Origin of the sequence: Paenarthrobacter sp. NPDC089988 (assembly GCF_044748465.1) — a bacterium.
In the GTDB taxonomy this organism is placed as follows: Bacteria; Actinomycetota; Actinomycetes; order Actinomycetales; family Micrococcaceae; genus Arthrobacter.
This window is the reverse complement of sequence record NZ_JBIVGD010000006.1, coordinates 40,780-67,189: the sequence shown is the minus strand read 5'-3', so window position 1 is coordinate 67,189 and position 26,410 is coordinate 40,780. Positions and strand designations below refer to the sequence as shown.

The 26,410-nt window shown below is 65.8% G+C and carries 23 protein-coding genes and 1 tRNA gene; 12 read left to right on the top strand and 12 right to left on the bottom strand.

Annotated features, from left to right (window positions below):
• Positions 1–22: 22 nt before the first annotated feature.
• The 4 genes from ACIPV6_RS09495 (at position 23) to ACIPV6_RS09480 (ending at position 6,777) form a co-directional block, all read left to right on the top strand.
• Positions 23–1,366, top strand: coding sequence for a glycosyltransferase (locus ACIPV6_RS09495; protein WP_400270629.1), 1,344 nt, complete (start codon positions 23–25; stop codon positions 1,364–1,366).
• Positions 1,363–3,486, top strand: a complete 2,124-nt coding sequence (locus ACIPV6_RS09490) for an ArnT family glycosyltransferase (RefSeq protein ID WP_400270628.1) — start codon at positions 1,363–1,365, stop codon at positions 3,484–3,486. Before ACIPV6_RS09495 ends, ACIPV6_RS09490 begins: the two co-directional genes overlap by 4 nt.
• Before the next feature lie 2 nt (positions 3,487–3,488).
• Positions 3,489–5,570, top strand: coding sequence for an ArnT family glycosyltransferase (locus ACIPV6_RS09485; protein ID WP_400270627.1), 2,082 nt, complete (start codon positions 3,489–3,491; stop codon positions 5,568–5,570).
• 457 nt (positions 5,571–6,027) lie between these two features.
• Complete coding sequence (locus ACIPV6_RS09480) at positions 6,028–6,777, top strand: MerR family transcriptional regulator (protein WP_400270626.1); 750 nt, start codon at positions 6,028–6,030, stop codon at positions 6,775–6,777.
• 134 nt (positions 6,778–6,911) lie between these two features.
• On the opposite strand, the gene ACIPV6_RS09475 is transcribed toward ACIPV6_RS09480, so the two are convergent.
• From ACIPV6_RS09475 to upp, 5 genes are all read right to left on the bottom strand, one after another.
• Positions 6,912–8,303 carry a pyridoxal phosphate-dependent decarboxylase family protein gene (locus ACIPV6_RS09475; RefSeq protein ID WP_400270625.1) on the bottom strand — a complete coding sequence of 464 codons (1,392 nt, stop codon included), beginning with the start codon at positions 8,301–8,303 and terminating at the stop codon, positions 6,912–6,914.
• 38 nt (positions 8,304–8,341) lie between these two features.
• Complete coding sequence (locus tag ACIPV6_RS09470; protein ID WP_400270624.1) at positions 8,342–9,034, bottom strand: HAD-IA family hydrolase; 693 nt, start codon at positions 9,032–9,034, stop codon at positions 8,342–8,344.
• Between the two features lie 54 nt (positions 9,035–9,088).
• Positions 9,089–9,466, bottom strand: a complete 378-nt coding sequence (locus ACIPV6_RS09465) for a VOC family protein (RefSeq protein ID WP_397323818.1) — start codon at positions 9,464–9,466, stop codon at positions 9,089–9,091.
• Positions 9,467–9,519: 53 nt separating this feature from the next.
• The gene (locus ACIPV6_RS09460; protein ID WP_400270623.1) at positions 9,520–9,984 is read right to left on the bottom strand and encodes a hypothetical protein; all 465 of its coding nucleotides are present in this window, start codon (positions 9,982–9,984) and stop codon (positions 9,520–9,522) included.
• Positions 9,985–10,067: 83 nt separating this feature from the next.
• On the bottom strand, positions 10,068–10,703 hold the full coding sequence (gene upp, locus ACIPV6_RS09455) for a uracil phosphoribosyltransferase (RefSeq protein ID WP_397323816.1): 636 nt from the start codon (positions 10,701–10,703) through the stop codon (positions 10,068–10,070).
• A gap of 22 nt (positions 10,704–10,725) precedes the next feature.
• Here upp and ACIPV6_RS09450 point away from each other — a divergent pair, with 22 nt between their 5' ends.
• Complete coding sequence (locus ACIPV6_RS09450; RefSeq protein ID WP_400270622.1) at positions 10,726–11,262, top strand: nucleoside deaminase; 537 nt, start codon at positions 10,726–10,728, stop codon at positions 11,260–11,262.
• A gap of 35 nt (positions 11,263–11,297) precedes the next feature.
• On the opposite strand, the gene ACIPV6_RS09445 is transcribed toward ACIPV6_RS09450, so the two are convergent.
• Genes ACIPV6_RS09445 through ACIPV6_RS09430 form a run of 4 tightly spaced genes read right to left on the bottom strand, consistent with a single transcriptional unit; the run spans position 11,298 to position 14,952 of the window.
• Complete coding sequence (locus ACIPV6_RS09445; RefSeq protein ID WP_400270621.1) at positions 11,298–12,512, bottom strand: DNA glycosylase AlkZ-like family protein; 1,215 nt, start codon at positions 12,510–12,512, stop codon at positions 11,298–11,300.
• A gap of 30 nt (positions 12,513–12,542) precedes the next feature.
• Positions 12,543–13,541, bottom strand: a complete 999-nt coding sequence (locus ACIPV6_RS09440; RefSeq protein ID WP_400270620.1) for a glycosyltransferase family 4 protein — start codon at positions 13,539–13,541, stop codon at positions 12,543–12,545.
• 1 nt (position 13,542) lies between these two features.
• Positions 13,543–13,941 carry a 6-pyruvoyl trahydropterin synthase family protein gene (locus ACIPV6_RS09435; RefSeq protein ID WP_400270619.1) on the bottom strand — a complete coding sequence of 133 codons (399 nt, stop codon included), beginning with the start codon at positions 13,939–13,941 and terminating at the stop codon, positions 13,543–13,545.
• Positions 13,942–13,944: 3 nt separating this feature from the next.
• On the bottom strand, positions 13,945–14,952 hold the full coding sequence (locus ACIPV6_RS09430; RefSeq protein WP_400270618.1) for a zinc-binding alcohol dehydrogenase: 1,008 nt from the start codon (positions 14,950–14,952) through the stop codon (positions 13,945–13,947).
• Between the two features lie 115 nt (positions 14,953–15,067).
• On the opposite strand from ACIPV6_RS09430, the gene ACIPV6_RS09425 reads away from it, so the two are divergent.
• Positions 15,068–15,157, top strand: a tRNA-Ser gene (locus ACIPV6_RS09425).
• 55 nt (positions 15,158–15,212) lie between these two features.
• On the opposite strand, the gene ACIPV6_RS09420 is transcribed toward ACIPV6_RS09425, so the two are convergent.
• Positions 15,213–16,262 carry a TM2 domain-containing protein gene (locus ACIPV6_RS09420; RefSeq protein WP_400270617.1) on the bottom strand — a complete coding sequence of 350 codons (1,050 nt, stop codon included), beginning with the start codon at positions 16,260–16,262 and terminating at the stop codon, positions 15,213–15,215.
• 133 nt (positions 16,263–16,395) lie between these two features.
• The gene (locus ACIPV6_RS09415; protein ID WP_400270616.1) at positions 16,396–16,806 is read right to left on the bottom strand and encodes a peptidoglycan-binding protein; all 411 of its coding nucleotides are present in this window, start codon (positions 16,804–16,806) and stop codon (positions 16,396–16,398) included.
• Positions 16,807–16,981: 175 nt separating this feature from the next.
• Between ACIPV6_RS09415 and ACIPV6_RS09410 the strand changes: the two genes are divergently transcribed.
• The 6 genes from ACIPV6_RS09410 (at position 16,982) to ACIPV6_RS09385 (ending at position 25,745) form a co-directional block, all read left to right on the top strand.
• On the top strand, positions 16,982–17,551 hold the full coding sequence (locus ACIPV6_RS09410; RefSeq protein ID WP_400270615.1) for an SRPBCC family protein: 570 nt from the start codon (positions 16,982–16,984) through the stop codon (positions 17,549–17,551).
• A gap of 95 nt (positions 17,552–17,646) precedes the next feature.
• The gene (locus ACIPV6_RS09405) at positions 17,647–18,336 is read left to right on the top strand and encodes a hypothetical protein (protein ID WP_400270614.1); all 690 of its coding nucleotides are present in this window, start codon (positions 17,647–17,649) and stop codon (positions 18,334–18,336) included.
• Between the two features lie 151 nt (positions 18,337–18,487).
• Entirely contained in the window at positions 18,488–19,135 is a 648-nt protein-coding gene (locus tag ACIPV6_RS09400) for a YcnI family protein (protein WP_400270738.1), read from the top strand.
• A 97-nt stretch (positions 19,136–19,232) separates the two neighbouring features.
• Positions 19,233–19,862: a DUF4232 domain-containing protein gene (locus ACIPV6_RS09395; RefSeq protein WP_400270613.1), complete on the top strand. Its 630-nt coding sequence runs from the start codon at positions 19,233–19,235 to the stop codon at positions 19,860–19,862.
• Between the two features lie 80 nt (positions 19,863–19,942).
• Positions 19,943–24,904, top strand: coding sequence for an ATP-dependent helicase (locus tag ACIPV6_RS09390; protein ID WP_400270612.1), 4,962 nt, complete (start codon positions 19,943–19,945; stop codon positions 24,902–24,904).
• The gene (locus ACIPV6_RS09385) at positions 24,897–25,745 is read left to right on the top strand and encodes a DNA-formamidopyrimidine glycosylase family protein (protein ID WP_400270611.1); all 849 of its coding nucleotides are present in this window, start codon (positions 24,897–24,899) and stop codon (positions 25,743–25,745) included. The genes ACIPV6_RS09390 and ACIPV6_RS09385 overlap by 8 nt, the downstream gene beginning before the upstream one ends.
• On the opposite strand, the gene ACIPV6_RS09380 is transcribed toward ACIPV6_RS09385, so the two are convergent.
• Positions 25,729–26,358 carry a YitT family protein gene (locus ACIPV6_RS09380; protein WP_400270610.1) on the bottom strand — a complete coding sequence of 210 codons (630 nt, stop codon included), beginning with the start codon at positions 26,356–26,358 and terminating at the stop codon, positions 25,729–25,731. The two genes, ACIPV6_RS09385 and ACIPV6_RS09380, sit on opposite strands and share 17 nt — an antisense overlap.
• Positions 26,359–26,410: the final 52 nt, after the last annotated feature.

Genomic DNA, 26,410 nt, shown 5'->3' with positions numbered 1-26,410 from the left:
TCGGCGGCTCCACTGTGGATGCATGACGCTTATAGATCCAGCCACCAGTGCGCTGCCGAACCCCGCCCATGCGGGGCACTCCGCCGCTCCTGCCTTGCCCCACCGGCAGATGCGGCGCTCTCCCGTGGACACCCGGACCACGGTTCCCGTCCTAGACGTCACCGTTCCCGTCCACAACGAGGAAACAGACCTCGAGGAGTGCCTGCGCCGCCTGCACGGACACCTCGTGGACACTTTCCCGCATTCCTTTCGCATCACGGTGGCGGACAATGCAAGCACGGACAACACCCTGAAGATCGCCGAGCGACTGGCCCGCGAACTCCCCGAGATTGCCGTCATGCGCTTCGAGGAAAAGGGTCGGGGCAACGCCCTCCGCCAGGTCTGGCTCGCGTCGCCTTCTCCCGTGCTGGCCTACATGGATGTGGATCTCTCCACCGACCTCGCCGCCCTGGCCCCACTGCTGGCCCCGCTGATCTCCGGGCACTCGGACTTGGCCATCGGCACCCGGCTTTCCCGCAACTCCCGGGTAGTCCGCGGGCCGAAGCGCGAATTCGTGTCCCGCAGCTACAACGTCCTCCTGCACACCGTCATGGGCGCCCGGTTCTCCGACGCGCAGTGCGGCTTCAAGGCCATCCGCGCTGACGTTGCCCACCAAATCCTCCCGCACACGCTGGACAACGCCTGGTTCTTCGACACCGAACTGCTGGTCCTCGCCGAACGCTGCGGACTCCGCGTCCATGAAGTCCCCGTGGACTGGACCGACGATCCCAACTCAAGCGTCGACGTCGTACGTACCGCACTAGCGGACCTGCGCGGAATGGCGCGCCTGACGCGCGACCTGGTCACCGGGCGCATCCCCGTTCCCGAACTTCGTGCCGCACTGGCCCGCGGACCGCTCCCCGCTTCCTCACGGACCTCCGAGGCCACGCCGCGCACCAGCCTGTTCGGGCAATTGGTTCGCTTCGGATTCATCGGTGCCGTGTCCACCGTGGCCTACCTTGTGATCTTCCTGCTCTGCCGTGGTTTCATGGACCCGCAGCTCGCCAACTTCCTGGCGCTCATCATCACCGCCGTGGCCAACACCGCCGCCAACCGCCGCTTCACGTTCGGCATCCACGGCGGCAACCACGCACGGCACCACTTCGAAGGGCTGATCGTCTTCGGCATCGGCTTGGCGCTCACCTCCGGTGCGCTCGCCCTGGTGCATGGAAGCACGACGCCGGACCGCTGGGTTGAGGTGGCAACCGTGGTTGGGGCGAACCTCACCGCAACGGTGGCCCGGTTCCTGCTGTTCCGGTTGTGGGTGTTCCGCCGCCCGACGCTGGCAGCGACGCCCGACCAGGCCACGGAGGTGGCAGCGAAGTGATCACCGCACTCCAACCGGGCACGGCCACCGCAGCGGAACCCGTGGCCACCCGGCAGACCAAATCACGGTTGCAGCGCTTGGCGTTCGGTCGGCAGGCTCGCTGGGTCCGCCCCTCCGCCGCCGGGCTCATCGTGGCGACAGCCTTCCTCTACCTCTGGAACCTCGCGGCCACGGGCTACGGCAATTCCTTCTACGCCGCCGCCATCCAGGCCGGCACCAAGGACTGGACGGCCTTGTTCTTCGGCTCGCTCGACGCCGGCAACGCCATCACCGTAGACAAGCCACCGGCTTCCCTCTGGATTCCCGCGCTCGTGGGCAGGGTCTTCGGCTTCTCCCCCACCAGCATGCTGGTCCCGGAGGCACTCATGGGAGTGGCCGCCGTCGGGCTTTTGTACCTGGCGGTCAAGCGCGTGGCCGGACCCGCGGCGGGCCTCATCGCCGGTGGCGCACTGGCTCTGACCCCGGTTGCAGCGCTGATGTTCAGGTTCAACAACCCGGACGCCATGCTCACGCTGTGCCTGGTGCTGGCCGCCTACCTGACAACTCGGGCCATCGAGAAGGCGGGTTGGAAGTGGCTTGCCGCGGCCGGTGCCGTTGTTGGGCTGGCGTTCCTGAGCAAGATGCTCCAAGGCTTCCTGATTGTGCCCGGACTGGCGCTCGCGTACCTGTGGGCAGCTCCCACAACGCTCCGCAACAGGATCCTGCACCTCTTGGCCGCCGCAGCGGGAATCGTGGCTGTTGCCGGGACGTACATTGCGATCTTCCAGCTGACCCCCGCCTCGGCGCGCCCCTACATGGCAGGGTCGGAGGGCAACAGCTTCCTTGAACTCACGTTCGGCTACAACGGCCTGGGCCGCATCACCGGATCGGGCGAAGGTGGTGCCGGGGGCGGCATGCCCGGCGGTGGCGGAGGCATGGGCGGCAATGCCGGATTCGGTGGCGCGGCCGGCCTGGGCCGTATGTTCGGCACCAGCTTCGGCGGAGAAGTTTCCTGGCTGCTCCCGGCCGCCCTCATCCTCCTTGTAGCCGGATTGTGGTTCACCCGCCGCGAAATCCGTACCTCGCGGAGCAGGGCTGCCCTCCTCATGTGGGGCGGCTGGTTGCTCGTCACTGCTGGAATCTTCAGCTTCATGAGCGGCATCGTCCACCCCTACTACGCCGTGGCGCTGGCACCGGCCATCGCCGCACTGATCGGCATAGGCTGCGTCGAGCTGTGGCGCGGCCGCGACTCATGGGCGGCCCGGATCGTCCTGGCCGTCGTGGTGCTGGGCAGCGCCCTCTGGTCGGCCATACTGCTGGGACGGGATGCCACGTGGCTGCCCTGGCTACGCATCCTCGTTGTGGTCCTCGGCGTCCTCGCGGCGGTCGCCCTGCTGCTCCGGGTGGACCGACTCACTGCCTCCGCGCTCAAGGGCACGCTCCGACGCCTGCCGGCGGCCGCCGTCGTGGTGGTCTCTCTGCTTGCCAGTGGCCTGGGTACCGGCGCCTGGACGGTTGCCACTGCCGCGACCCCGCATTCGGGTTCCATTCCGACATCGGGACCCGCGGGCGCGGCCAGCGGTGGCTTCGGGACACGCGCCGGAACCGACGGCCGCAACCGTGACCTCGGCAACGCGCAAAACGGGCTGGGCGGGACTGCCGGTCTTGGTGAAGCGCCCTCGGGCAGCACGCTTCCCGACGCAACAGTTCCCGATGCAACCAACGGTGCAGAGGATGCGGCCGCAGGCGGCTTCCCCGGAGGCGGAGCCGGTGGCTTTGGCGGACCCGGGGGCGGGAGCACAGCCAACGCCGAACTGACAGCCTTGCTGAAATCCACCACTACCAAGTGGTCCGCGATCGTCTCCGGAGCAACACAGGCAGCAGACCTGGAACTCGCCTCGAACACCAGCGTCATCGCCCTGGGTGGCTGGAACGGCGGCGACCCCTATCCCACCCTGGCCCAGTTCCAGGACATAGTGGACAAGGGCCAGATCAGCTACTTCATCTCCGGTGGGGGGATGGGTGGCGGCGGCATGGGCGGTGGCGGCCGGGGCGGCAACTCTGAAGTGGCCGCATGGGTGGCAGCCAACTATGAAGCACAAACCGTGGGCAGCACCACCGTCTACAAGCTGGTGAACTGACCGTGACAACATACTTCAAGCCACGCCCGGACGCCCGTCAGGATCCAACGGCGAGCGCAACCAGCCAGCGGGGACTGCGCAGGCGAGGAATACGCTGGCGGGGACCGCGGCTGGCCAAGGGCTCTGCCGCCAATTCCGCCGGACTCCTCCGGAACCGCCTCGAACTGGGTGCCGTCCTCCTGGGAACCGCAATCCTGTACATCTGGGGGCTGGGCGCCTCCGGCTGGGCCAACGCGTTCTACTCCGCCGCGGCCCAGGCCGGTTCCCAGGACTGGACGGCGTGGTTCTTCGGTTCCTCCGACGCCGCCAACTCCATCACCGTGGACAAACCGCCGGCAGCCCTGTGGATCACCGGCCTGTCCGTTCGGCTGTTCGGCCTGAGTTCGTGGAGCATCCTGGTTCCCCAGGCACTGATGGGCGTGGCCACGGCCTGGATCCTTTACCTTGCCATCCGCCGGGCAGCCCTTCCCGCCACCGGCAATGACCGCCTCGCCCACCGGGCGGGCCTTCTCGCCGCGGCCGTTCTGGCCCTCACTCCCGTGGCCACGCTCATGTTCCGGTTCAACAACCCGGACGCATTGCTGGTGTTGCTCATGACCGCCGCGGGCTATGGGGTGGTCCGATCCGTCCAGGAGGACAAGCTGAGGTGGCTGGTCTTCGCCGGCGTGTTCCTCGGGTTTGGCTTCCTTGCCAAGCAACTCCAGGTTTTCCTGGTGGTTCCTGGCTTCGCGCTCGCCTACCTCGTTTCAGCCCGGCCCAAGCCAGTCCGACGCCTGCTCCATCTCCTGGCCGCGGGAGGCGCCATGGTGGCCGCCGCTGGGTGGTGGATTGCCGCCGTCGAGCTTGTCCCCGAAAACCTGCGACCCTACATCGGCGGTTCGCAAAACAACTCAATCCTTGAACTGACCTTCGGCTACAACGGCCTTGGCCGCCTGAACGGTGACGAGACCGGCAGTGTGGGCGGCGGCGGCAACGGGTGGGGTACGCCGGGACTGCTGCGCATGTTCGGCGCGGAATTCGGCGGCCAGATCGCATGGTTGATTCCGTCGGCCCTCATCCTCGGTGGTGCGTTGCTCTGGCTTGGACGGCGTGCTCCGCGGATCGATTCCGTCCGGGCTTCGGTCATAGTGTGGGTTTCCTGGCTTCTGGTGACCGGACTGGTGTTCAGCTACATGCAGGGCATCATCCACCCCTACTACTCGGTGGCACTGGCTCCCGGAATTGCGGGGTTGATAGGCCTGGGTGGTGTGTTGTTGTGGCAACGCCGCTCCCAGCTTCCCGTGGCGCTTTTGCTTGGCGCTGCGGTGTTCGCCGCGGGTGCCACGGCGTTCACCCTCCTTGGCCGCACCCCGACCTTCCTTCCGTGGCTGCGCTGGGTTGTCCTGGTGGGTGCTCTTGTGGTGGCCGGCGCCGTTGTCCTCAGCGGCCGCTGGACACGGTCTTGGGTAATACGCACGACGGTGGGACTCGCCGTCGCGGTATCGCTCGCCGGACCGCTGGCCTACTCGGCAGCGACGGCCGCTGAACCCCACACAGGCGCGATCGTGAGCGCAGGTCCGGCCGGCACCGCAGGATTTGGACCGGGCTTGGGCAGGAACACGGCACCACAGGGTGTGCGAAGGCCAACCTCGCAGCAGGGCACGGGACAGGGAACCGGACAGGGTTCAGCACAGCAGGGTGCCGGTGGCCAGGGCTTCGCTGGTGGCGGCGGGCAGGGCGGCGGCATGGGTGGGCTGCTTAACGCCACAACCCCGTCGTCCGAATTGGTGAGCGCCCTGAAAGCCGACGCCGGCGACTACACCTGGGCAGCCGCCGTCGTGGGTTCCAACAACGCCGCCGGGTACCAACTGGCCACTGGGCTGCCGGTGATGGCGGTGGGCGGGTTCAACGGTACCGATCCCTCGCCAACGCTGGCGCAGTTCCAGCAACTCGTGGCTGACGGCAAGATCCACTACTTCATTGGCGGACGACTCATGCAGGGCAACGGCGGCTCGGATGCGGCCATTGAGATCGCAGCTTGGGTGGCCGCGAACTACCGGGCGCAGACCATCGGCGGAACCACGGTGTACGAACTTCCGGGATGAGGCTTGCGTTCCGTATGCCGAGGGCTACCGTTCCCGCCGCACGCATCCGTACTTACCGGGGCGCCAGGCGGCAATGGGTGCGCCCCAATGAACAAGAGGTGCGCAGCGCGGAAACGGGCGCGCCGGCAACGAGCTTGCGCCCGGCGCACCCCTACCCGCCGCACGCACCCGTAATCCGGGGTGCGCTGAGCGGAAACGGGTGCGCTACCAACGAACAAGAGGTGCGCAGTGCGGAAACGGGTGCGCCCCAGTCGAACAAGTGGGTCGCCGGGCGGAAACAGGTGCGCCACCAACGAGCCTGCACCGAGCGCTACCGTTCCCGCCGCACGCACCCGTACTTACCGGGGCGCCAGGCGGCAATGGGTGCGCCCCAGTCGAACAAGTGGGTCGCCGGGCGCGAAAGGGTGCGCCAAACAGGCTTGCACCTGACGTTACGTAAGGATTTAGCGTGGTTCCCATGACGGGAACAAGGGGCAACGGTCCGTGGAGCATCGGTGAACTGGCCGCAGCGTGTGGTGTCAGCGTTCGAACACTCCATCACTACGACCAGATCGGGCTGCTGTCCACGAATGAACGGACATCGGCTGGGCATCGGCGTTACGGCGAAGACGATGTCCGGCGGCTCTACCGGATCAAGGCACTGCAAATGCTGGGGCTCCCTTTGGCTTCGATCGCCGACGCCTTGGGATCCTCGGATGACGTGGCTTCCCTTCGCGGGCTCCTGCAACAGCAGCTGGACCACGTCCAACAACACGCCCGACAGGTCCGCTTGCTCGAGGACCGTTTGGGCGAGCTGCTGGCCCGGATGGACGGACCCGTCATTCCCACCACGGAACAATTCATGACCACGTTGGAGATGATCACAGTGTTTGAGAACCACTTCACCCCGGAACAGCGGGAGCAACTTGCAGAGAAGCGCAACGAACTGGGTGCCGAAAAGATCGAGGCTGCCAAGGAACAGTGGGCCGGTCTGGTGAAGGAGGGCCTCGCTTTCGTCGCGGCGGAGACACCCGTGTCCGATCCGGCCGTCCAAGCATGGGTCCGGAACTGGAACGGCATCGGGTCCATGTTCCATTCGACCGAGGACACCAAAGTTGCTGCCAGGGCCGCGTGGCAGGAGAACAGCCAAGCGATCAGCGCAGACCTTCCTTGGAGCGCGGAGCAAATGACCGGACTCGTGAAGTACCTGCAGGAGGCCCGCGGCTAAAGCCAGGCGATCGCGACAGTTGCCGCCGTTCGCTCCCGTAACCGTGGGCGCGTGGGGCGGGAAAGGATGCGCCACTAACCAACAAGTGGGGCGCGGGGCGGCAACGGGTGCGCGGATTCGGGGTTTGACAGGCCCTACGCTTCGGGTTCCAGCTCCATGGCCCGCCGGACCGCCTCGACGGATGTCGCAACGTCATCGGGGTCCGTAGCCCAGTTGCTGACGGAGATCCGCACGATGTCCCGTCCCTGCCAGGACGAACCGGACATCCACACAGCGCCTTCCGCCATGAGCCGTTGCGTCACCCGGCGTGTCCGCTCATCGCTGCCGAAGCTTACCGACACCTGCGTGAAGACAACGTCGTTGAGCACTTCGGCTCCGGGCAGTGCGGAGAGCCCGTCGGCCAGCGCTCGGGCGTTGGCGGCGAGCCTCTCCACCATGGCGATCACGCCGTTGCGGCCCAGTTGGCGCAGGGCTGCCCATACCGGGATACCCCGGGCGCGGCGGGATAACTCGGGCACCTTCTCAAACGGGTCTCCCGGGCCGGCATCCGTTGCTATGAAGTAGCTCGTGTGGATGCTGAAGGCTCGTCGCAGAGCCTCAGGACTGGAGACGATGGCAAGCCCGCAGTCATAGGGAACATTGAGCGTCTTGTGCGCGTCCGTGGCCCAGGAATCAGCGAGCTCGACGCCGGCCAAGCGCTCCCGCAGCACAGGACTCACGGCGGCCCACAACCCGAAAGCACCGTCCACGTGGACCCACGCGCCGCGGTCATGGGCGAGGTTCACCGCTTCGGTCATGGGGTCGAACGCCCCCGAATGCAGGTTTCCTGCTTGCAGGACCACCAACGACGGCCCGGGCTGCTGTTCCATGGCCGCGGCAAGGGCATCCGGCAGGATCCGGCCTTGGTCATCCGCGTCAACCGGCACGCACGCGCCCAGACCCAGGTACCGCAGAGCAAGGTCCACGGCCGCGTGCCGCTCGCGTCCGGCGAAAACTGTGATTCGCGGAGCCCCGGATAGACCCAAACTTTCGAGGTCCCATCCGGCCTGGTCCATGAGGTACTGACGGCCGGCAGCGAGCCCTACGAAGTTGGCTGTGGTGGCTCCCGTGGTGAAACCTACGTCGGCTGTGGCCGGCAAGTGCAGGAGGTCAAGCAACCAGGCAGCGGCTGACTCTTCTATCGCGGCTGCGGCCGGAGTGGCGAAGCGCAGACCTGTGTTCTGGTCCCACGCCGAGACCAACCAATCGGCGGCCATGGCTGCAGGCAACGTGCCGCCCATGACCCACCCATAAAAACGCCCGGATTGGATGGCCATGAGCCCCGGCTCGGCCAACGCGGCGAGCTCATCCACCACTTCGGCGGCATCGGACGACTCCTCGGGCAGCCGCGGCAGGAGGCTTGAGGCAACCTGATCGGCGTCGTACTGGGGACGGACTGGACGTGTGGGCACCGAGGTGAGCCAATCGGTAGCGTGCACCATGGCACGCTCCAAGGCAGCACCGTATGCCTCCGGCAACGCAGACATGCGCACAGCCTACGCCCGGTTCACCGGGCCGACCAGAGTTACAGCGTAAGCGTGATGACGTAGCCGCCGTCGTCGTGCTGGACGGCTTTGACCGTCACCGCCGAGTAGTTGGGAATCCGCCACATGCCGGGTTCCAGCTCACCCCCCGCATCGCCCACTACCACCGTGCGCATGCCGGCTGCGCGGGCGGCAGCAATGCCTGCCGGTGCATCTTCGAAAACCACGACGTCGGCCGGTTCCGCGCCCAGCAGCGCGGCGGCTTTGAGGTATCCCTCGGGGTGCGGCTTGCCGCGCGTAACGGCTTCGGCGGTCACCGCCGTCGTTGGCATGGTGAGTCCGGCAGCCTGCATGCGGATGTCGGCGAGGATGCGGTCCGCGGAGGTGACCAAGGCGATGGCGTCGTCCGGGAGTGCTTCGAGGAGCGTTTCGGCGCCTGGCAACGCGATGATGCCGTCGGTGCGGTTGCGTTCCATCTCGCCCAGCTCGGCAGTGAGGGCAACGACGTCGGCGCCCGCCGGGGCATACCGGCGCACGGTGTCACCAGCCTGGACGCCATGGGATGTCCGCAGGATTTCTTGATAGTCCAGGCCATAGCGTTCAGCGAACTCAAGCCACACTTGCTCGACGATTGCCGTGGAATCCACCAGAGTGCCGTCCATGTCGAAGAGGACGGCGCGGACCGTGAAGGTCTGGGGTTGGGTAGGCAAGGACTGTGCGGCAGGAAGGATCATGTTTCCATCCTGCCGCACAGTGCGCGTTCGGTGACCTGTTCGTTGGGACAGTGACTAGCCGTCCTGACGGTGCGGGATGTACTGAATCGCCCACTTGTTGCCGTCAGGGTCGGCGAAGTACACAAAGTGGCCCCAGTCCTGGATGTCGATATCACTGACGTCGACGCCGTTGGACTTGAGGTGTTCGTGTGCCTTGTTGATGTCGCTGACCACGATTTGGAGGGAGGGCGCGGTCCCCGGAGGAGCGTCGGACAGGCCCTCACCGATGGCGATGGAGCAGGCCGAGCCGGGCGGAGTGAGTTGGACAAAGCGGATGCCGTCCATGGGACGCTCATCGAAGTCGGCGTTGAAACCGACCTTGTTGACGTAGAAATCCTTCGCACGATCCACGTCGGACACAGGGACAAACACCAGTTCAAGTTTCCAGTCCATGCGCCACAGGCTAACGGGGCACGGTGGAAAGCGGTAGGGGTGTGTACGTTTCCTCAAAGACCCGATGCTTGGGCAGCACCGTGCCGTTTTCGGATTCCGCCCCAGACCGAGAGCGCCACGGCACAAACCAGCGCACCAACTCCGCTGACAACAAGAAACTCAACAACGGGCGAATGCAGGGCCGTGTCGTCTGTGAATGCCCGGACGTGCGATACGGCGAAACTCATGGCTGCGTCCGGAAGTATCAGAAGCGCGGCGGGCGTGCCGTAGCAGTACAGCACAAATGACGCTGACCGGACTGCTCCAGCATCGTTCTTTCGAGCGAGAAGCCAGCAAACCGCCGCCGAGACCCCGGTCCAAGAGACAAACCACAGCGCATTGCCTATGTTGGATCCGACCTCAAATGCCCGGTAGGACTCGACAATGCCAAGACCGGAAAACTGCGCCGACGTGACGTAGACGGCGAAGCATCCGAGCACCCAAGGGATCAATGAAGCCCCCAACAGAATCACCTTCACGTTCACCCCTCCCAATTAGAGGTGCTCGTCAGTGATGATCCATGACGCAGCGGCCCTAAATCATGCAGGTAGGGGTGTTGGAATTAGCCCGCGATGCCGTACAAGCGGTCGCCCGCGTCGCCCAGGCCCGGGACGATGTACGACTTCTCGTTGAGCTTCTCGTCGATCGAGGCCAAGACGATTTTGACGTTCTTGTCCGCGAGCTCTTCCTCAAGCTTGGACAGGCCCTCGGGGGCGGCCAGCAGGCAGATGCACGTGACGTCCGAGGCTCCGCGCTTGAACAGGAACTTGATGGCCTCGCGAAGGGTGCCGCCGGTGGCAAGCATGGGGTCCAGGACGAAGACCTGGCGGCCGGTGAGGTCCTCGGGCAGGCGCTCGGCGTAGGTGATGATGTCCAGGGTTTCCTCGTCGCGCGCCATGCCCAGGAAGCCGACCTCGGCTGTGGGGACCAGCTTGGTCATGCCCTCAAGCATGCCGAGCCCGGCGCGGAGGATGGGAACCACCAGAGGCGTGGGCTTGGTGAAAGCCGTACCAACCGTCTTGGTGACCGGCGTCTCGATTTCGACAGGCTGGGTCTTGACCTCGCGGGTGGCCTCGTAGGCCAGGAGCGTGACGAGTTCTTCGGTAAGTTGCCGGAAGACCGGTGAAGGGGTGTTCTTATCCCGCAGTACGGTGAGCTTGTGAGCGACCAGCGGGTGGTCCACGACGAGTGTGCGCATCCCCCAAAACTATCATTGAGACATGAGCGCTACCGAGCCGTATCACGCAGAACACACTGCCTGGATGGGCCTTGCCCTGGATGAGGCACGGCTGGCGCTCGAAACGGACGACGTGCCGATTGGTGCGGTGGTTTTAGGGCCCGACGGCGGTGTGCTGGGTTCCGGTCGCAACGAACGGGAGGCGCACGGCGACCCGACCGCGCACGCCGAGATTGTCGCCATCCGCCAGGCGGCTGCGGCCCTGCAACGGCACGCGCTTGAGCTGGGTGAGGGCGGCGACGGCTGGCGCCTGGAAGACTGCACGCTTGTTGTCACGCTCGAGCCGTGCGCCATGTGTGCCGGGGCGATCGTCCTGGCCCGGATCCCGCGCGTCGTTTTTGGCGCGTGGGACGAGAAAGCCGGGGCCGTGGGCTCCGTGTTCGATATCCTCCGCGAGCGCCGCCTCAACCACTGGGTTGAGGTCTACGCGGGCGTGCGGGAGAAAGAATGCGCTGCGCTGTTGAAGGACTTCTTCGCGGCGCATCGCGTACCGGCAGCGGAGCACCGCTCCCCCGCCTGAGTTATCTGCCTGGCTGAGGTTGCGACCGGCAGGCCTCAGCGTCCGGCAGCCTCGTCCAACGCGTCGATCCGAACCTGGCGCGACGCCGGCGAATCGAGGCTGAAGGAGCGGAAGTCGCCCAGTTCGTCCCGGATCCACGCTTCAACCTCGGCGATCCGCTGCCTTACCGCGGGCGTGGGCGGCTCGAACGTCCATGCCGCGATGCGTTCCTTGCCCGGGTCGTACTGCCAGAGCCCGATAATCCGTCCCCGGTCCAGGATGGGGTGGTCCGGCAGGTCGGCCTGCAGGGCCAGGGTGGTGTCCAGCACCTTCTTGCCTTTGTCCTGGTCGGCGAACATGTCCGCCGAGTTGCGCCTGTGGAGGACCAGTGAGTCGGTGCCGGCAAGCAGGTGGATCTGCTCTTCGCGCAGTTCCTCGAACGCAGCCAAACGTTCGACGTCGGCAGGCAGCATCCACAGGACGTCACCGGCCGCCGTAGTCACCTCGACCGCGTCGACGGCGGCGAGCGCCGCCTTGCTTTGTGCCACGGTGAACGCGGTGAACCACTGGCTCTGCTTCAGCGTCGCTCCGCCCGTCCAGCGCAAGTACCGTTCGAGCAGCAAGCGGCGGGCGCCGTCGTCGTCCATTCCGCTGGGCGGCAGGTTCCAAGCTGTGTAGGCGTAACGCTGCTGGTCCAGGCGCCCGTTGACGGGCACCCGGCGGATGCGGCCGTCGGCCTGGAGAAGTCCCAGGGCCGTGGGCAGCGTGGTGGAGGCACCCTTCTTCTTGCCTTCCTCGCCGAGGTTGCGGACGGAATCACCCAGCTCGTCCTTGAGTTGCTTGGGGTCCATGGGGGCGCCGGCGTTCTTGAGGACGTGCTCCACTTCGTCTTCCAGCAGGCTGATTTCGCCACGCTCCACGCCCAGCCTCGCAAGTACCTTGAACGAGGCCAACGCAGCATCCCGGCCCACTTGCAGGCCCCAGGCGTAGTCGCTTTGGCCCAACACATACGTGCAGCCGCGGGCAACAGGAAGTTCGTGGATCCTCTGTGCGGCGACGTCCCGGTCTGCCTGTTCGCGCGATATTCCGGCGCGGGCAAACAGCCCCAGGTAGGGGTTGGCCCCACCTACGGAACGGGCCCAGCCTGCGTGGTCCAGCACCTGCTCCGACGTCATGCCACGCAATGAGCCGTCGAGTCCCTGTTTGTGCCAGGCCCAGGCACGGAGTCGCTCGGGAGTGAGGGTTGCGGCTGCAGGCACAGTGGGTGTCATGGCCCCATTGTGCCCCAGAACTCTTGTTGTTCAGGCGCCCGCGGTGAGGGCATCCAGGACTGTTCGGGCCGTGGCATCCCAGCCCGGAAGCGTGCGACGGGCTGTCACGGCAGCCTGGCGCCACTCCGTCCTCAGCGACGCGTCAGTGAGCCAGGCACGGATGGCCTCCGCGAGGTCGCTCGGACCGGCGATCTTTACGGCTTGCCCAGCGCCACTGCTGCCCAGTGCCTCCACCGCCCCTGTCCCCTGTTTCACAAACACAGGCACGCCGTGTGCCAAGGACTCCACCACGACCATCCCGAACGACTCGGACTTCGAGATCAGGACGCTCAGGTCGGCAGCGAGCCATTGGCGTTCGAGGGGTGTTCCGGTGAGCTCTCCGGTGACCGCAAGGCGGCCTTCGAGCCCGTGACGTTCGACGGCGGCCCTCACCTCGGCGGCATAGTCCGGGTCCGCGTCCTGCGAACCGATCAGCGCGGCCGTCCATGGCAGGTCCTGGAGGCTGGCCAGCGCTTCCACAAGCAGGGCCTGTTGCTTGTTGGGCAGCAGGGCCGCGACAGCAACTATGTGCGGGGGCTCTGACCCGTTTGCTTCCCCGGCAGTCTCGGTCCCGGGCCGCGCTACAACTATCCCGGAGGGGCCGTGCCTGGCCCGCAACTCGCCGGCGGCATGGTTGCTGGGGCAAATCACGCCGGTGGCCGCGGCCAACGCCCGTCTTTCAAGCGCAGGATGCTCCGAGAGTGCCATATGGGACAGGATCCATACCCTGGTGCCGTTACCCACAGCGGTGGCCACCTCATCCGGGGCCCCACCCGCAACCAAGCCGTCGGCAATCACGGTTGCGCCGCCGTCGAGCGCGTCCGCGAAGCGCTGCCTGTCCGCCGGGCTGCCAACCGGCCAGCCGCCGTCGACCGTCACCGTCTCAACAGCGGCACCCAGGGCCTCCAAGTGCTCGGCAAGCTTGGCGTTGTACCTGTTGCCGCCCGAGCCGTGGCGGACGTTGCCGGGAACGATGAGCCGGATGTCCAAATCAGTCGCCCGGGAACTCCAGCGAGAAGCCCGCCCACGCGTCCGGGTTCTCGCGGAGGATTACGTCGATCCCAGCGAGCGCCCTCCCGTCGGCGGTTTCGGTGATCCGGGCTGCCACGGCCCCGGCGATGTGTTGGGCAAGGGCCTCCGTGGTGGATAGTTTGCCCGTGAAAGCGGGGTGTTCGTCCAGGTTCTTGTAATTCAGGTCCGCCAGGACGTCATCGAGGATGCTCCCGGCAGCGCCGATGTCCAGCACAATGGCGTCGTCATTGAGCTTGGAGCGCCGGAACGAGACTTCGGCAACGAACGTTGCCCCGTGCAGGCCCTGCGCGGGCCCGAACGCTTCCCGGGGAAGGCTGTGGGCGATCATGAAATGGCGTCGGACGGTCAGGCTGAACATGTCTTACTCCTCCGGCTTCGGATAGGCGACCACGTGGCAAAAACCACCCGGCTTTTCCAACAAATCTGCAAGCGTGCCGGGCAGGTTCCGGAACACGCACTCACTCGTCAGGAACGTATCGAACAGCGGATCCTCCAGCGCGGCTACCGCGGTTTCCAGTCGCTGCGAGGTGGTCCGCCTGTGCCGGCGGGGCATGGCCACCTCGCCCACTTGGCTGGACCGGATGGTGAGCCGGCGGGCGTGGAAATCCTCGCCGAGCGGCAGGGTAACTTCCTTGTCCGCGAACCAGGAAAGCTCGATAACGTCGGAATCGTCCCCGGCCAGCTGGAGGCTGAGCTTGAGGCCTTCATCCGTGGCGGAGCAGTGGAAGACTATGTCGCAGTCGTTCCTGGCTTCGTGCGGTTCCGCGAAGTCGATGCCAAGCGTCCGAGCGAGCTCTTGCTTTGCCGGGTCGGCGTCCACCAACTGCAGTCGACCCAGTGGGTACTTCCGCAGGAGCGTCGCCAACGCGCCGCCCACCAGGCCACCACCGACGACGGCGACCCGGTCACCCAGGCGCGGCCCGGCTTCCCACAGTGCGTTGACGGCCACTTCCACGATGCCGGTCAGGACAGCCCGACGAGCGGGGATGGCGTTGGGGATCTCAGTGAGTTGGCTTGTGGGGACCACGTAGTAGTCCTGATGAGGGTGGAGGCTGAAGACGGTCTTGCCCAACCACTCCTGTGGCCCTGCTTCCACGACGCCGACGTTCAAGTAGCCGTACTTCACCGGTCCCGGAAAATCGCCCTCTTGGTGCGGGGCGTGCATCCGCTCGGCGACCCTGGGCGGGACACGTCCTTCGTGGACAACGCGTTCGGTACCGCGGCTGACTCCCGAGTACAGCGTCCTGACCAATGCCTCGTCCTGTTGCGGGGTGGGCAGCGTTTCCGGACGCAACTCACCGTGTCCGGACCTGATGACCCAGTATGCCGTGGCCTCGCTTGGGGCTGTGCGCTCTTTGGAGATAGTCATGATACTGATGAATCTATCGCCGGGGTGCCCTGGACGGAAGTTGGCGTGTGTCCTGCGGCACTCTTGCCGCCCCGTTTTGGGGAACAGCACCCACCTCCGGTACCCTATTTCAGTTGGTGACGTGTCCGAGCGGCCGAAGGTGCAACACTCGAAATGTTGTTTGGTGTAAAAGCCAACGTGGGTTCAAATCCCACCGTCACCGCCACGTAGAAAGGCCCCGGTTCCCTTTGTTTGAAGGGAACAGGGGCCTTTCGCTTTGGCTAGAACTTGTATTCAAAACCGCCGGAAAGGGCCGGCTTGAGGATCAGGGTTCCCGATGACGCGGGCACATCAATGATCACCACGCCCTCTGCTTTCTCGCCCGGCCCCATCCCGGAGATGGGAAATGTCTCGGAATCATCAAGGCACGAGTAGGTAGCAGGTCCGCTCAGGGAACCGTTGAAGGTCTTGCCATCCGTACCGATGAACTTGAAGTCGTAGCCGCTCAGGTCGAACCGCGGAATCACAGCGTTGGCCAACTCCGGCGTAGTTTCAGCGCTGATGTCAACGGCCAGGAGTTTGCCGTTCTCTGCCGCACGGGCATACGGCCTGGTGCAGGCCACCGGCTTGATGCTGTTGACAATGAACTTGACCTGGACAGCACCCTTGGCGCCGCGGTCGTTGAGAGTCCCCACATCACCCAGAGCCATTTCAAGGTTGCCGCGGCTATTGGTCTTGGTCTTGGGAGCGCTGGAGGTGGTGGGAAGAGGTTTGGCGAGCGGTTCGCGCTCTTCAGAAACAGTCGGAGGCTCCATGGCATCCGCTAACGCTGAGGCAGTCCGGGCCACACCAGCAAAGAGGCCACCGGCCACCAGCACCACCGAAACGATGAGGGCAACAAGTTTGTGCTGGTCATATGCCGCCAGCTTGCGCCCCTCCTTGTCAGTCTGCAGGTTGAGCAGCGTGAAGGCGAGGTCCACGAGAGCCCAGATACCCAAGCCCCCGAGAGTCAGCAATTTGGCGATACCAGTGCCGATCTTTCCGAGATAAAAGCGGTCCGCCCCGAGCCCGCCCAAGAAAAGGGAGAGGAGCCACGTCACCAGGAACGTCTTGTCAGACACCGCCGGAGGCTGAATGCTTGGCTCAAATCCCGGCGGTGCCTGAAAGGGCTGTCCGGCGCCCCGGTACGCGGGCGGCGGCTGGTAGCCGTCCGGTTGTTGGTAGCCAGGCGATTGCTGGAACTCCGGCGGCGGCTGGTAGCCCGGCGGCTCGTAGCCCGGGGGCGGCTGGTAGCCCGGTGGCGGAGTTGGGTTTGGCTGGTCGTGGCTCATGGAATTCCTTTCAGCGCATAGCGAGATGCGCCAAAGCAGGGATTGTGTGATGCCAACAATTTGCCGGGGGGTTACGCCAAAGAGCGAAACGGCGGCCTTCAGCCTGTGGATAACTGCCAGACCGCCGCCTGGGCTAGATGTTGCATCCCGACGCACGTGCAGCAGAGTACGGGTACCAGCTGATCGGGCCGGGTCCCATCTGCGGCGCGCACAGAATGTTCCACGTCCGCGGGCCAACAATGCCGTCAGCCTGGAGCCCCCAATAGCGCTGGAATCCGATAACGGCGTTGCGGGTGGCCGGGCCATAGGAGTTGTCCACGGCGAGCGTGCCATATGGCGAACCGATGCGGGTGCGGAAGGCGTTCAGCAGGGTCTGGATGTTGCCGACACAGCTGGAGTACCCGCCGTAACTGTAGTTGTAGTCAACGCAACGTCCAGCGGCCTCGGCCTGTGCGGGAGCAGCGACACTCAGCGTGCCGCCGAGGACAAGGCTGGCCGCCACAGACGTGAGCGCCAATGTGACGCGTCGGGTTGTTTTGCGCATGGGTAAATCCTTTCGATGGAGAATTTCGGCTCCATGCTAACCCAGCGCCACCCGCGAGGGCATGGGGAGGCCTACCCTCAAGCTCCGGCATCTAACCCCCACCGCCGCCCGGCGGTACATTATTCACGGATGCCACAAGGACACCCTCGGAGCCGCACGGACCGTGGAGGCAACAATGGCCGGGTCAACCAGCAGGACAGGCAAGAGCACCGACTACGAGTTCGTCACTGTGTGGCGCGTGGCGGGAACGCTGCAGGAAGTAGTGGATGTCCTGGGAGACGCGGGCACCCTGAAACGATGGTGGCCGGCTGTCTATCTTGAGGTCACGCCGGTGAGCACAGGAAGCCCGGATAGCGTCGGCAACTCCTTCGATCTCCATACCAAGGGCTGGCTGCCCTACACCCTTCGTTGGAGGCTGACGGTCACAGAGCCGGTTACCCTCCACGGCTTCGCGCTCACGGCCAAGGGCGACCTCAACGGAACGGGCAGGTGGACCTTCGAGACGGACGGTCCCGAGGTTGTGATCACCTACGACTGGCGCGTCAGCACCGCCAAGCCCCTGTTGCGGAGACTCAGTTGGCTCCTGAAACCAGCTTTCTCGGCCAACCACCACTGGGCCATGGCGCGGGGTGAGGAAAGCCTGGCACTTGAGCTCCGCCGTCGTCGTCCCACCACCGATCCGGCGCGCGTTCCGGCACCGCCGGGGCCCACCTTCACTCCCAAGCCCAAACAGGACGGACCCTGACCCTGACGGATGAGAACACGGACGTCCCGCTCAAGCTCGCCAATCCACTCCCCGGGCGGTCGCCGCATCAGAGTCGGCCAAGGAGCAATCCGCGGATGGCAGGACAACGAACTCCCGATAGAATCAAAGCCGTTACCAACCCAGCCGGCGAACAAAGGGAGGACTCCGTGCGCGCTTCGCAGCTCCGCTCGCCCTTCCACGCGCTGCGGTCCGGCGCACTTTCCGTGGTGGTCGTCCTGCTGGCCGCGGGAGCCCACGTTCTTGGCGGCGGGGTGCTCCCCACGGCTCCGGTACTCACGGCACTGATCGCGCTGACCGGGCTAGCGGCAACGCTCGCAACCCGTTTCAAGCTGAACTTCGCGGCCATGACGGCACTGCTGGGGGCCAGTCAACTGGCGTTGCACCAGGCTTTTACGTCTTTGGCACCGATCGACGCGGCAGCTCCTGCCGGAGGTCATCACCTCGGGACGGAGAGCCTGATGCCCATCGTGGATCCGGCCACCCACCTGCACGAGCTTGGCACCACGGCCGGTGTCCTGATGTTCATTGCGCACGTGATGGCAACAGTTGCTTCGGCGGCCGTGCTCGCCAAGGGCGAAGACGCGCTGTGGCAGCTTGCGGCGTGGCTTCGTCCGCTGGTCACCCTTCCGTCGTTGCTTTTCAAGCCCGACGCCGGTGCCACGCCTGTCGCCGTCGGCGCACCTGACGTTTACCTCCCCCGCCCTTGGCGGAACCTAAGGCAGGACAGCCGCCGCGGCCCGCCAGCCGCCGTCGTACGTCTTTAGTTCCGCCCGGCACCAGCCTTCCACGGTGACGGGCTCCAAACCCGTACCCCGCGCCGCTTCCAGGCGCACCCTGAAAGGCCATCCCGTGAAAAACTCCACCCTCCGCCGTACCCTGTCCGCAACCGCCGTCGCCGGTGGCACCGCTGCCCTGATGATGGCGGGACTCGCCGGAGCATCGGCGCACGTCTCCGCCGATCCGAACAAGACCGCCGCCAACTCGTACGCGCTGGTGACCTTTGGCATCCCGCACGGTTGCGATACCTCCGCCACTACCAAGGTCACCATCAACCTCCCGCAGGAACTGACGGACGCAACGCCCACGGTCAACGCCAACTGGACCGCCGAGAAGGTGACTGAAACACTCGCCGAACCCAAGAAGCTCGACGACGGCACGTCCATCACCAAGCGGACCAGCCAGATCGTCTACACGGCCAAGACCCCCTTGGATCCGCACCTGCGAGACGCTTTGGTCCTGTCCGTCAAGCTGCCGGACGCAGCGGGCAAGACCATCTACTTCCCCACACTGCAGACGTGCGGGCAGGGGCAGACTGACTGGTCGGAAATCCCCAAGGATGGACAGAGCGAGCACGACCTGAAGTCCCCCGCCCCGTCCGTGACCATCACCCCGGCAGAGTCAGAAGGCGACCACCACGGTGCCAGCACCGTAGCCACCGAGCAGGCGTCCTCGGTGACCGACGACGGTTCCACAGCGCGCAGCTGGGCCGGCATGCTGGCCGGAATTGCCGGCTTGGTCCTGGGCGCGGCGGCTTTCTTCCGGCGGTCCAAGGCGACCAAGTAGCTGGTCGGCGCCCGGAAGATTACGATCCGGGCGCCAATCCGCCGCCCCGGCCGTGGCTCGATTGACTCGTGCCACGGCCGAGGCAAGGCTGGTGCCCATGTGGACTCAGCGCATCAAAACCGGACTTTTAACGACGACGGCGGCCGCGTCACTGCTGCTTATTGCCGCCTGTGGACCCAGCCCCAGCCCTGCGGGAACCAGCAGCGCCCCGCCTACTTCGTCATCACCGTCTCCCTCGCAGACCTCGGCCTCTCCTTCGGCGTCCGCTTCGCCGTCGACGCCGGTAACCTCCGCAGCACCGGCAGGTCCGGGGTTGTGCAAGGCGGCCTCGCTCACGGCCACCACGGACTCCACCGGCGGTGGCGCAGCGGGCAGCATCTACGAGAAGCTGATCCTGACCAACTCCGGTTCTGCCACGTGCACCCTTGAAGGCTTTGCCGGGGTCTCCCTGACGGCCGACGCCAACGGGGCACCGATCGGCGAACCCGCAACGCGGGAGACAACCACGCCCGTCACCAAGATCGAGCTGGCACCGGGCAAGGCGGCGTGGGCCGAACTACGTTACACCCAGGCGGGGAACTACGGCGACTGCACCAAGGTTGCGGCGGCCGGCTACCGGATCTACCCACCGGAAGATACGGCCTCCCTGTTCGTCGCCGAACCGCACGATGCTTGCAGCAACGCAGGCATCAAGCTCCTGAGCATCACCGCCTTCCAGGCAGTCTGACCTCCACCCCGGCCCGGGCGTGATCTGGCGTTCAGACTGCCGGACCTTATTCTGTCCGTGCCGTGGGGCATGATGGAGGAATGCAGGAGCAGCAGGCGTCTTCCGGCGCCATCAGCCGTTTCAGCCAGGCAACCAGGGAATGGTTCCTCGGCGCATTCAACGTGCCCACGCCTGCCCAAGATGGTGCATGGAACGCCATCTCCTCCGGCTCCCACGCTCTGGTGGTGGCTCCGACCGGCTCGGGCAAAACGCTCGCGGCCTTCCTCTGGGCTTTGGATCGTCTGCATTCAACACCCTCGGACACTCTGCCCGGATTGGAAGAGGTCCCCGCAGGCAAGCGGCCCAGGAAGCCGAAAACCAAGACGCGCGTCCTTTACATCTCGCCCCTGAAGGCACTGGGCGTGGACGTGGAACGCAACCTCCGCTCCCCGCTGATCGGCATCACGCAAACTGCCAAGCGTTTGGGGTTGCCGGCTCCCCTCGTGACGGTAGGCGTCCGCTCCGGAGATACGACGGCGGCAGATCGCCGTACGCTGTTGACAAACCCGCCGGACATCCTCATCACCACCCCGGAGTCCCTCTTCCTCATGCTGACCTCCCGTGCCCGGGAAACGCTGAGCGAAGTGGACACCATCATCATTGACGAGGTCCACGCCGTGGCTGGCACCAAGCGTGGCGCCCACCTCGCGGTGTCATTGGAGCGGCTCGACGCGCTGCTGCCCAAGCCGGCGCAGCGCATCGGGCTTTCGGCAACGGTGCAGCCCCGTGAACTCGTGGCACAGTTCCTGGCCGGCCATGCTCCGGTGGAGATCGTGGCTCCGCCGTCCAAGAAGAACTGGAACCTCACCGTCACGGTCCCTGTGGAGGACATGTCAGACCTGCAGGGTGCTTCGGGGGCTTTCGATTCCGGCCCCGCCTCTGGGTTGCAGCCGCAGGCCTCCATTTGGCCGCATGTGGAGGAACAGATCGTAGATCTTGTCCTTTCCAAGCAATCCACCATCGTGTTCGCCAATTCCCGTCGCCTCTCCGAGCGCCTGACCGCCCGGCTCAACGAGATCTACGCAGAGCGGCAGTTGATGGCCGACGCTGGATCCGCCTGGGACGAGTCTCCCGGGCAGGGCGGTTCGGACAACTGGGACACAGCGCCGGCTCCCGCAGCCGTCGCATCGCCGGGCGGTTCCTCCGCCAAGTCCCCCACGTCCACGGCCACCCCGGCCCACATGATGGCCCAAGCCGGAAGCACCACCGGAGCAGACCCGGTCCTGGCGCGGGCACATCACGGCTCCGTGTCCAAGGACCAGCGTGCCATGATCGAGGACGACCTGAAATCCGGCAGGCTGCGCTGCGTCGTTGCCACGTCTTCGCTTGAACTCGGCATCGACATGGGCGCCGTGGACCTGGTCATCCAGGTGGAGTCGCCGCCGTCCGTGGCCAGCGGCCTGCAGCGCGTCGGCCGCGCGGGACACCAAGTGGGTGAGATCTCCGAAGGCGTCCTCTTCCCGAAGCATCGGGCGGACCTGCTGCACACCAGCGTCACCGTGGAACGGATGCTCAGCGGCCAGATTGAGCGGCTCAGCATCCCCACCAACCCCTTGGATATTTTGGCGCAACAGACCGTGGCCGCCACGGCGCTGGGCAGCATCGACGTCGAAGAGTGGTTCAGCACAGTCCGCCGGTCCGCGCCCTTTGCCAGCCTGCCGCGCTCGGCGTTCGAGGCCACGCTGGATCTCCTGGCCGGCAGGTACCCCTCGGATGAATTTGCCGAGCTCCGGCCGCGCATCGTGTGGGACAGGCATGCCGGAACCATCGAAGGACGGCCTGGATCCCAGCGTCTGGCTGTCACCTCCGGTGGAACCATCCCGGACAGGGGGCTGTTCGGCGTCTACATCATCGGTACTGAGGTCGAGGGAACCGGCTCTTCCGGCGGGGCCGACGGCGATGGTCCCAGCAGTTCGGCGAGGGCGGCCAAGGGAGGCCGTCGGGTCGGCGAACTCGATGAGGAAATGGTTTACGAGTCGCGCGTGGGTGATATCTTCGCGCTGGGTGCCACCAGCTGGAAAATCGAGGACATTACCCACGACCGCGTGCTGGTCTCCCCCGCCTTCGGCCAGCCCGGGAAACTCCCCTTTTGGAAAGGCGACTCGCTGGGCCGGCCGGTGGACCTTGGCCGGGCACTCGGTGCTTTCATCAGGGAGCTCTCCGCTGCCGACCCTGCTCCGGCCATGGAACGGTGCCAGGCCAGCGGTTTGGATGCGTTCGCGGCCAACAACCTGATCCAATACCTGGACGAGCAAAAGCAGGCCACGGAAGTCGTTCCCAGTGACCGCACCCTGGTGGTGGAACGCTTCCATGATGAACTGGGCGACTGGCGGGTGATCCTGCACAGTCCCTTCGGCATGCCGGTCCACGCACCCTGGGCCCTCGCTGTGGGCCAGCGCCTCCAGCAACGCTATGGCCTGGACGGCTCGGCGATGGCGGCGGACGACGGCATCGTTCTCCGCGTCCCCATGATGGAAGACGAACCGCCGGGCGCAGAACTCTTCCTGTTCGATCCCGAAGAACTCGAACAGATCGTTACCGCCGAGGTTGGCGGCAGCGCCCTGTTCGCTTCCCGCTTCCGCGAATGCGCTGCCCGGGCCCTGCTGCTGCCGCGTCAGAACCCCACCAAACGCCAACCCCTATGGCAGCAGCGCCAACGCTCGGCGCAGTTGCTGGACGTGGCCAAGAAGTACCCGGCATTTCCCATCGTCCTCGAAACGGTGCGGGAATGCCTGCAGGATGTCTACGACCTGCCTGCGTTGAAGGACATCGCCGCGTCCGTTGAGCGTCGCGAACTCCGGATCGTCCAGACCACCACCCAGCAGCCTTCCCCCTTCGCCAAATCCTTGTTGTTTGGCTATGTGGCCCAGTTCCTCTATGAAGGCGATTCACCCCTTGCCGAGCGCCGGGCCGCAGCGCTTGCCTTGGATTCCACGCTCCTCAACGAGCTCCTGGGACGCGTGGAACTGCGCGAACTCCTGGACGCCAAGGTCATCGACACCACGGAACGCGAACTGCAACGGCTGGTCCCCGACCGCCGCGTCAAGGGCATGGAAGGCGTGGCGGACCTGCTGCGGTTGCTGGGCCCCCTTGCCGTGGATGAAGTGGCCGAGCGCTTGCAGGCCCCGGACCAGCCCTCCATTGACCAGGACGTGCCCGCCTCCGCAACCACCGACGAGGCCGGATCCCATCTCCAGGCACTCCAGAAAGCCAACCGCGCACTCAAGGTGACCATTGGCGGCGTCGAACGTTTTGCTGCCGTGGAGGACGCCGCCCGGTTGCGCGACGCCATCGGCGTGCCCTTGCCGATGGGTGTGCCGCTGGCATTCATCGAGCCGGTGAACGATCCTCTGGGTGATCTTGTCTCTCGGTACGCCCGCACTCATGGGCCATTCACGGCGTCCGAGGCAGCAACACGCCTGGGCCTCGGGGGTGCCGTGGTCAATACGGCATTGAAACGGCTCGCCGCCGACGGCCGCGTGGTGGAAGGCGAATTCCGTCCGCACGCCACCGCGCTCGAAACGCAGGCACGCGACCCTGACGTCACGAGCCTTGAGGCTCCCCCGTCCAGCGAATGGTGTGATTCCGAGGTCCTTCGGAAACTCCGGCGCCGGTCCCTGGCGGCGCTCAGGGCAGAAGTGGAACCCGTCGATGCCGCGGCCTACGGGCGATTCCTTCCTGCGTGGCAAAACGTCACGGCACCTGGAAAGTCGCGCAGCCAGGCACTCCGCGGGCTGGACGGCATCATCACGGCCGTAGACCAGTTGTCAGGCGTCCCCGTTCCGGCCTCGGCGTGGGAGCCGCTGGTCCTCGCGAGCCGTGTGGCCGACTACAAGCCCGCCATGCTGGACGAACTGATGGCAGCCGGCGAACTCCTGTGGTCCGGCGCCGGATCCTTGCCCGGCAACGACGGCTGGATCAGCCTGCACGTTGCCGATTCCGCCGAGCTCACGCTCAACCCGTCGCCGGAGTTTGAACCCGGTGACGCGCAGCAACGCCTGCTGGACTATCTGGGCGCGGGAGGCGGCTACTTCTTCCGGCAACTCACGGAGGTTGCCGGTGGAATGGATGCCGTGCTGAGCGACGACGCCGTGGTTTCCGCTCTCTGGGACCTCGTCTGGGCGGGAAGGGTTACCGGGGACACCTTTGCCCCGGTGCGCGCCATGATCGCCGGCGGGCGGACGGCCCATCGCCAAGTGGCCAAGGCACCCCGGGCCAGGGCGCCGCGCATGAGCCGACTCGGCCGCCACGGCGCGGGCCTCCTTGGATCACCCGGGCTGACCGGTGGCCGCTATGGATCAGTGGCAGCCCAGGCACCCACGCCGCCGCTCGCCGTCGGACGCTGGTCCGCCCTCCCCCTGCCGGAACTGGACCCGACCATCCACGCCCGCGGAACCGCCGAACTCCTTCTGGACCGCTACGGGGTGGTTACGCGGGGTTCGGTGATGGCAGAGAACATCCTGGGCGGCTTCGGCCTCATGTACAAGGTGCTCGCGCGACTGGAGGAAGCCGGTCGCTGCCGCCGCGGATACTTCATTGAGCATCTCGGCGCAGCCCAGTTCGCCGTGCCCGCCACCGTTGACCGGCTGCGCTCCTTCACCGAGGACGCCCGCATCGCCCAGCCAGACCCGTCGGCTCTGGCCCTCGCGGCAACCGACCCCGCGAATCCGTACGGAGCCGCCCTTCCCTGGCCGTCGGTGGCCGGCGAGGCCGGCTCGGGACATCGGCCGGGACGGAAAGCAGGTGCGTTGGTGGTGATGGTCGACGGCGCGTTGGTCCTTTACGTCGAACGCGGCGGAAAGACACTGCTCACCTTCAGCCACGACGACGCTGCCCTCACCGTCGCTGCCGAGGCACTGGTGGGCGTGGTTCGTCGAGGCGCCGTGGACAAGCTGTTCATGGAGAAGGTCAACGGTCACGACCTCCTGGAAACACCCATCGCCGCCGCCCTCGCCGCAGCCGGCGCCTACTCGACGCCGAAGGGATTGCGGATCCGTGCCTGAGGGAGATTCCGTCTGGCGCGCCGCCCATAAGCTCCACCAGGCCCTTGCCGGCCACGTGATCACGGCCTCGGACTTTCGCGTGCCGCGCTTCGCAACGCTGAACCTTGCCGGTTGGACCATGGCCGAGGTTGTGCCGCGCGGAAAACATTTGCTGATGCGCCTGGTGGGTCCGGAGGACACAGAACCTGGGGCCAGCCGGAAACCACGCGCCCTCACCATCCATTCGCATTTGAAGATGGAGGGTTCGTGGATGGTCTACGCACCGGGCGGCCGCTGGACCAGGCCCGGGCACACGGCCCGTTGCGTGCTGCGGACAGCGGTGGCCGATGCGGTGGGATTCTCGCTGGGCATCCTCGAGGTTGTGCCTAGCGGCGAAGAGGACAAGATTGTAGGCCACCTTGGACCGGACCTCCTAGGGCCGGACTGGGACGAAGCTGAGGCCCTGCGGCGGCTGCAGGCTGAACCGGATGTTCCTATCGGCTACGCCCTGCTGAATCAGCGGAACCTCGCAGGGATCGGGAACATCTACCGCTGCGATTCCTGTTTCCTGTCCGGCGTGCACCCTGCCTTGCCGGTTGGCCAAGTCCCGGATCTGGCGAAGATCGTCCGCGACGCCAAGCGGCTTCTGGGCGAGAACCTCGGTCCCGGACGACGCTCCACGTTGGGTCCACGCGCCGTGCGTCCGGGCTACTGGGTCTACGGAAGAACGCGGCAGCCGTGCAGGCGATGCGGAACACCCATCCAGTACGGCTTGCTGGGGTCGCCGGAGGGCACCGAGGAACGCGATATCTATTACTGTCCCAGATGCCAGCCGAAGCCAGCCGCTAGGCCGCCGGGGTGACCTGCGCAGGCTCGGCTCGTTCCGGCGTCGTGCTTTGTTCCGGAACCATGAAGCGCGGCAGCAACAACTGCACAATCGGACCGATCGCCAAGGCGTAGACCACCGTGCCCACGCCGACGGATCCACCCAGCAGCCAGCCCACCGCCAGGACCACAACCTCGATTCCCGTGCGCACGAGTCGAACGGACCAGCCCGTCCGCCGCACCAGCCCGGTCATCAGGCCGTCGCGCGCACCTGGGCCCAGCCGGGCTCCGATGTAGCAGGCGGAAGCGATGCCGTTGAGGATCACGGCCCCGGCCAGCATGGCAATCTGGCCACCGAGATGCGAGAACGCGGGAATCAGCCAAAGCCCCAGATCGGCAAACAAGCCCACCAGAACAGCGTTCGCGAGGGTTCCGATGCCGGGCATTTGCCGCAGCGGAATCCAGAGCAGCAGCACCAGGAAACTAACGGCGATGACCACGATCCCAATGCTGAATCCGGTCTTCTGGGACACACCTTGGTGGAACACGTCCCACGGGTCCAGGCCGAGTCCGGCACGGATGAACATGGCAAGGGAAATGCCGTACATCGCGAGGCCGATCAGGAGTTGGGTGATTCTTCGGGTCATCATGAATCCATCATCACGAAAAACTGGCCTTGTATTCCATAGCCAGTTTGAAATA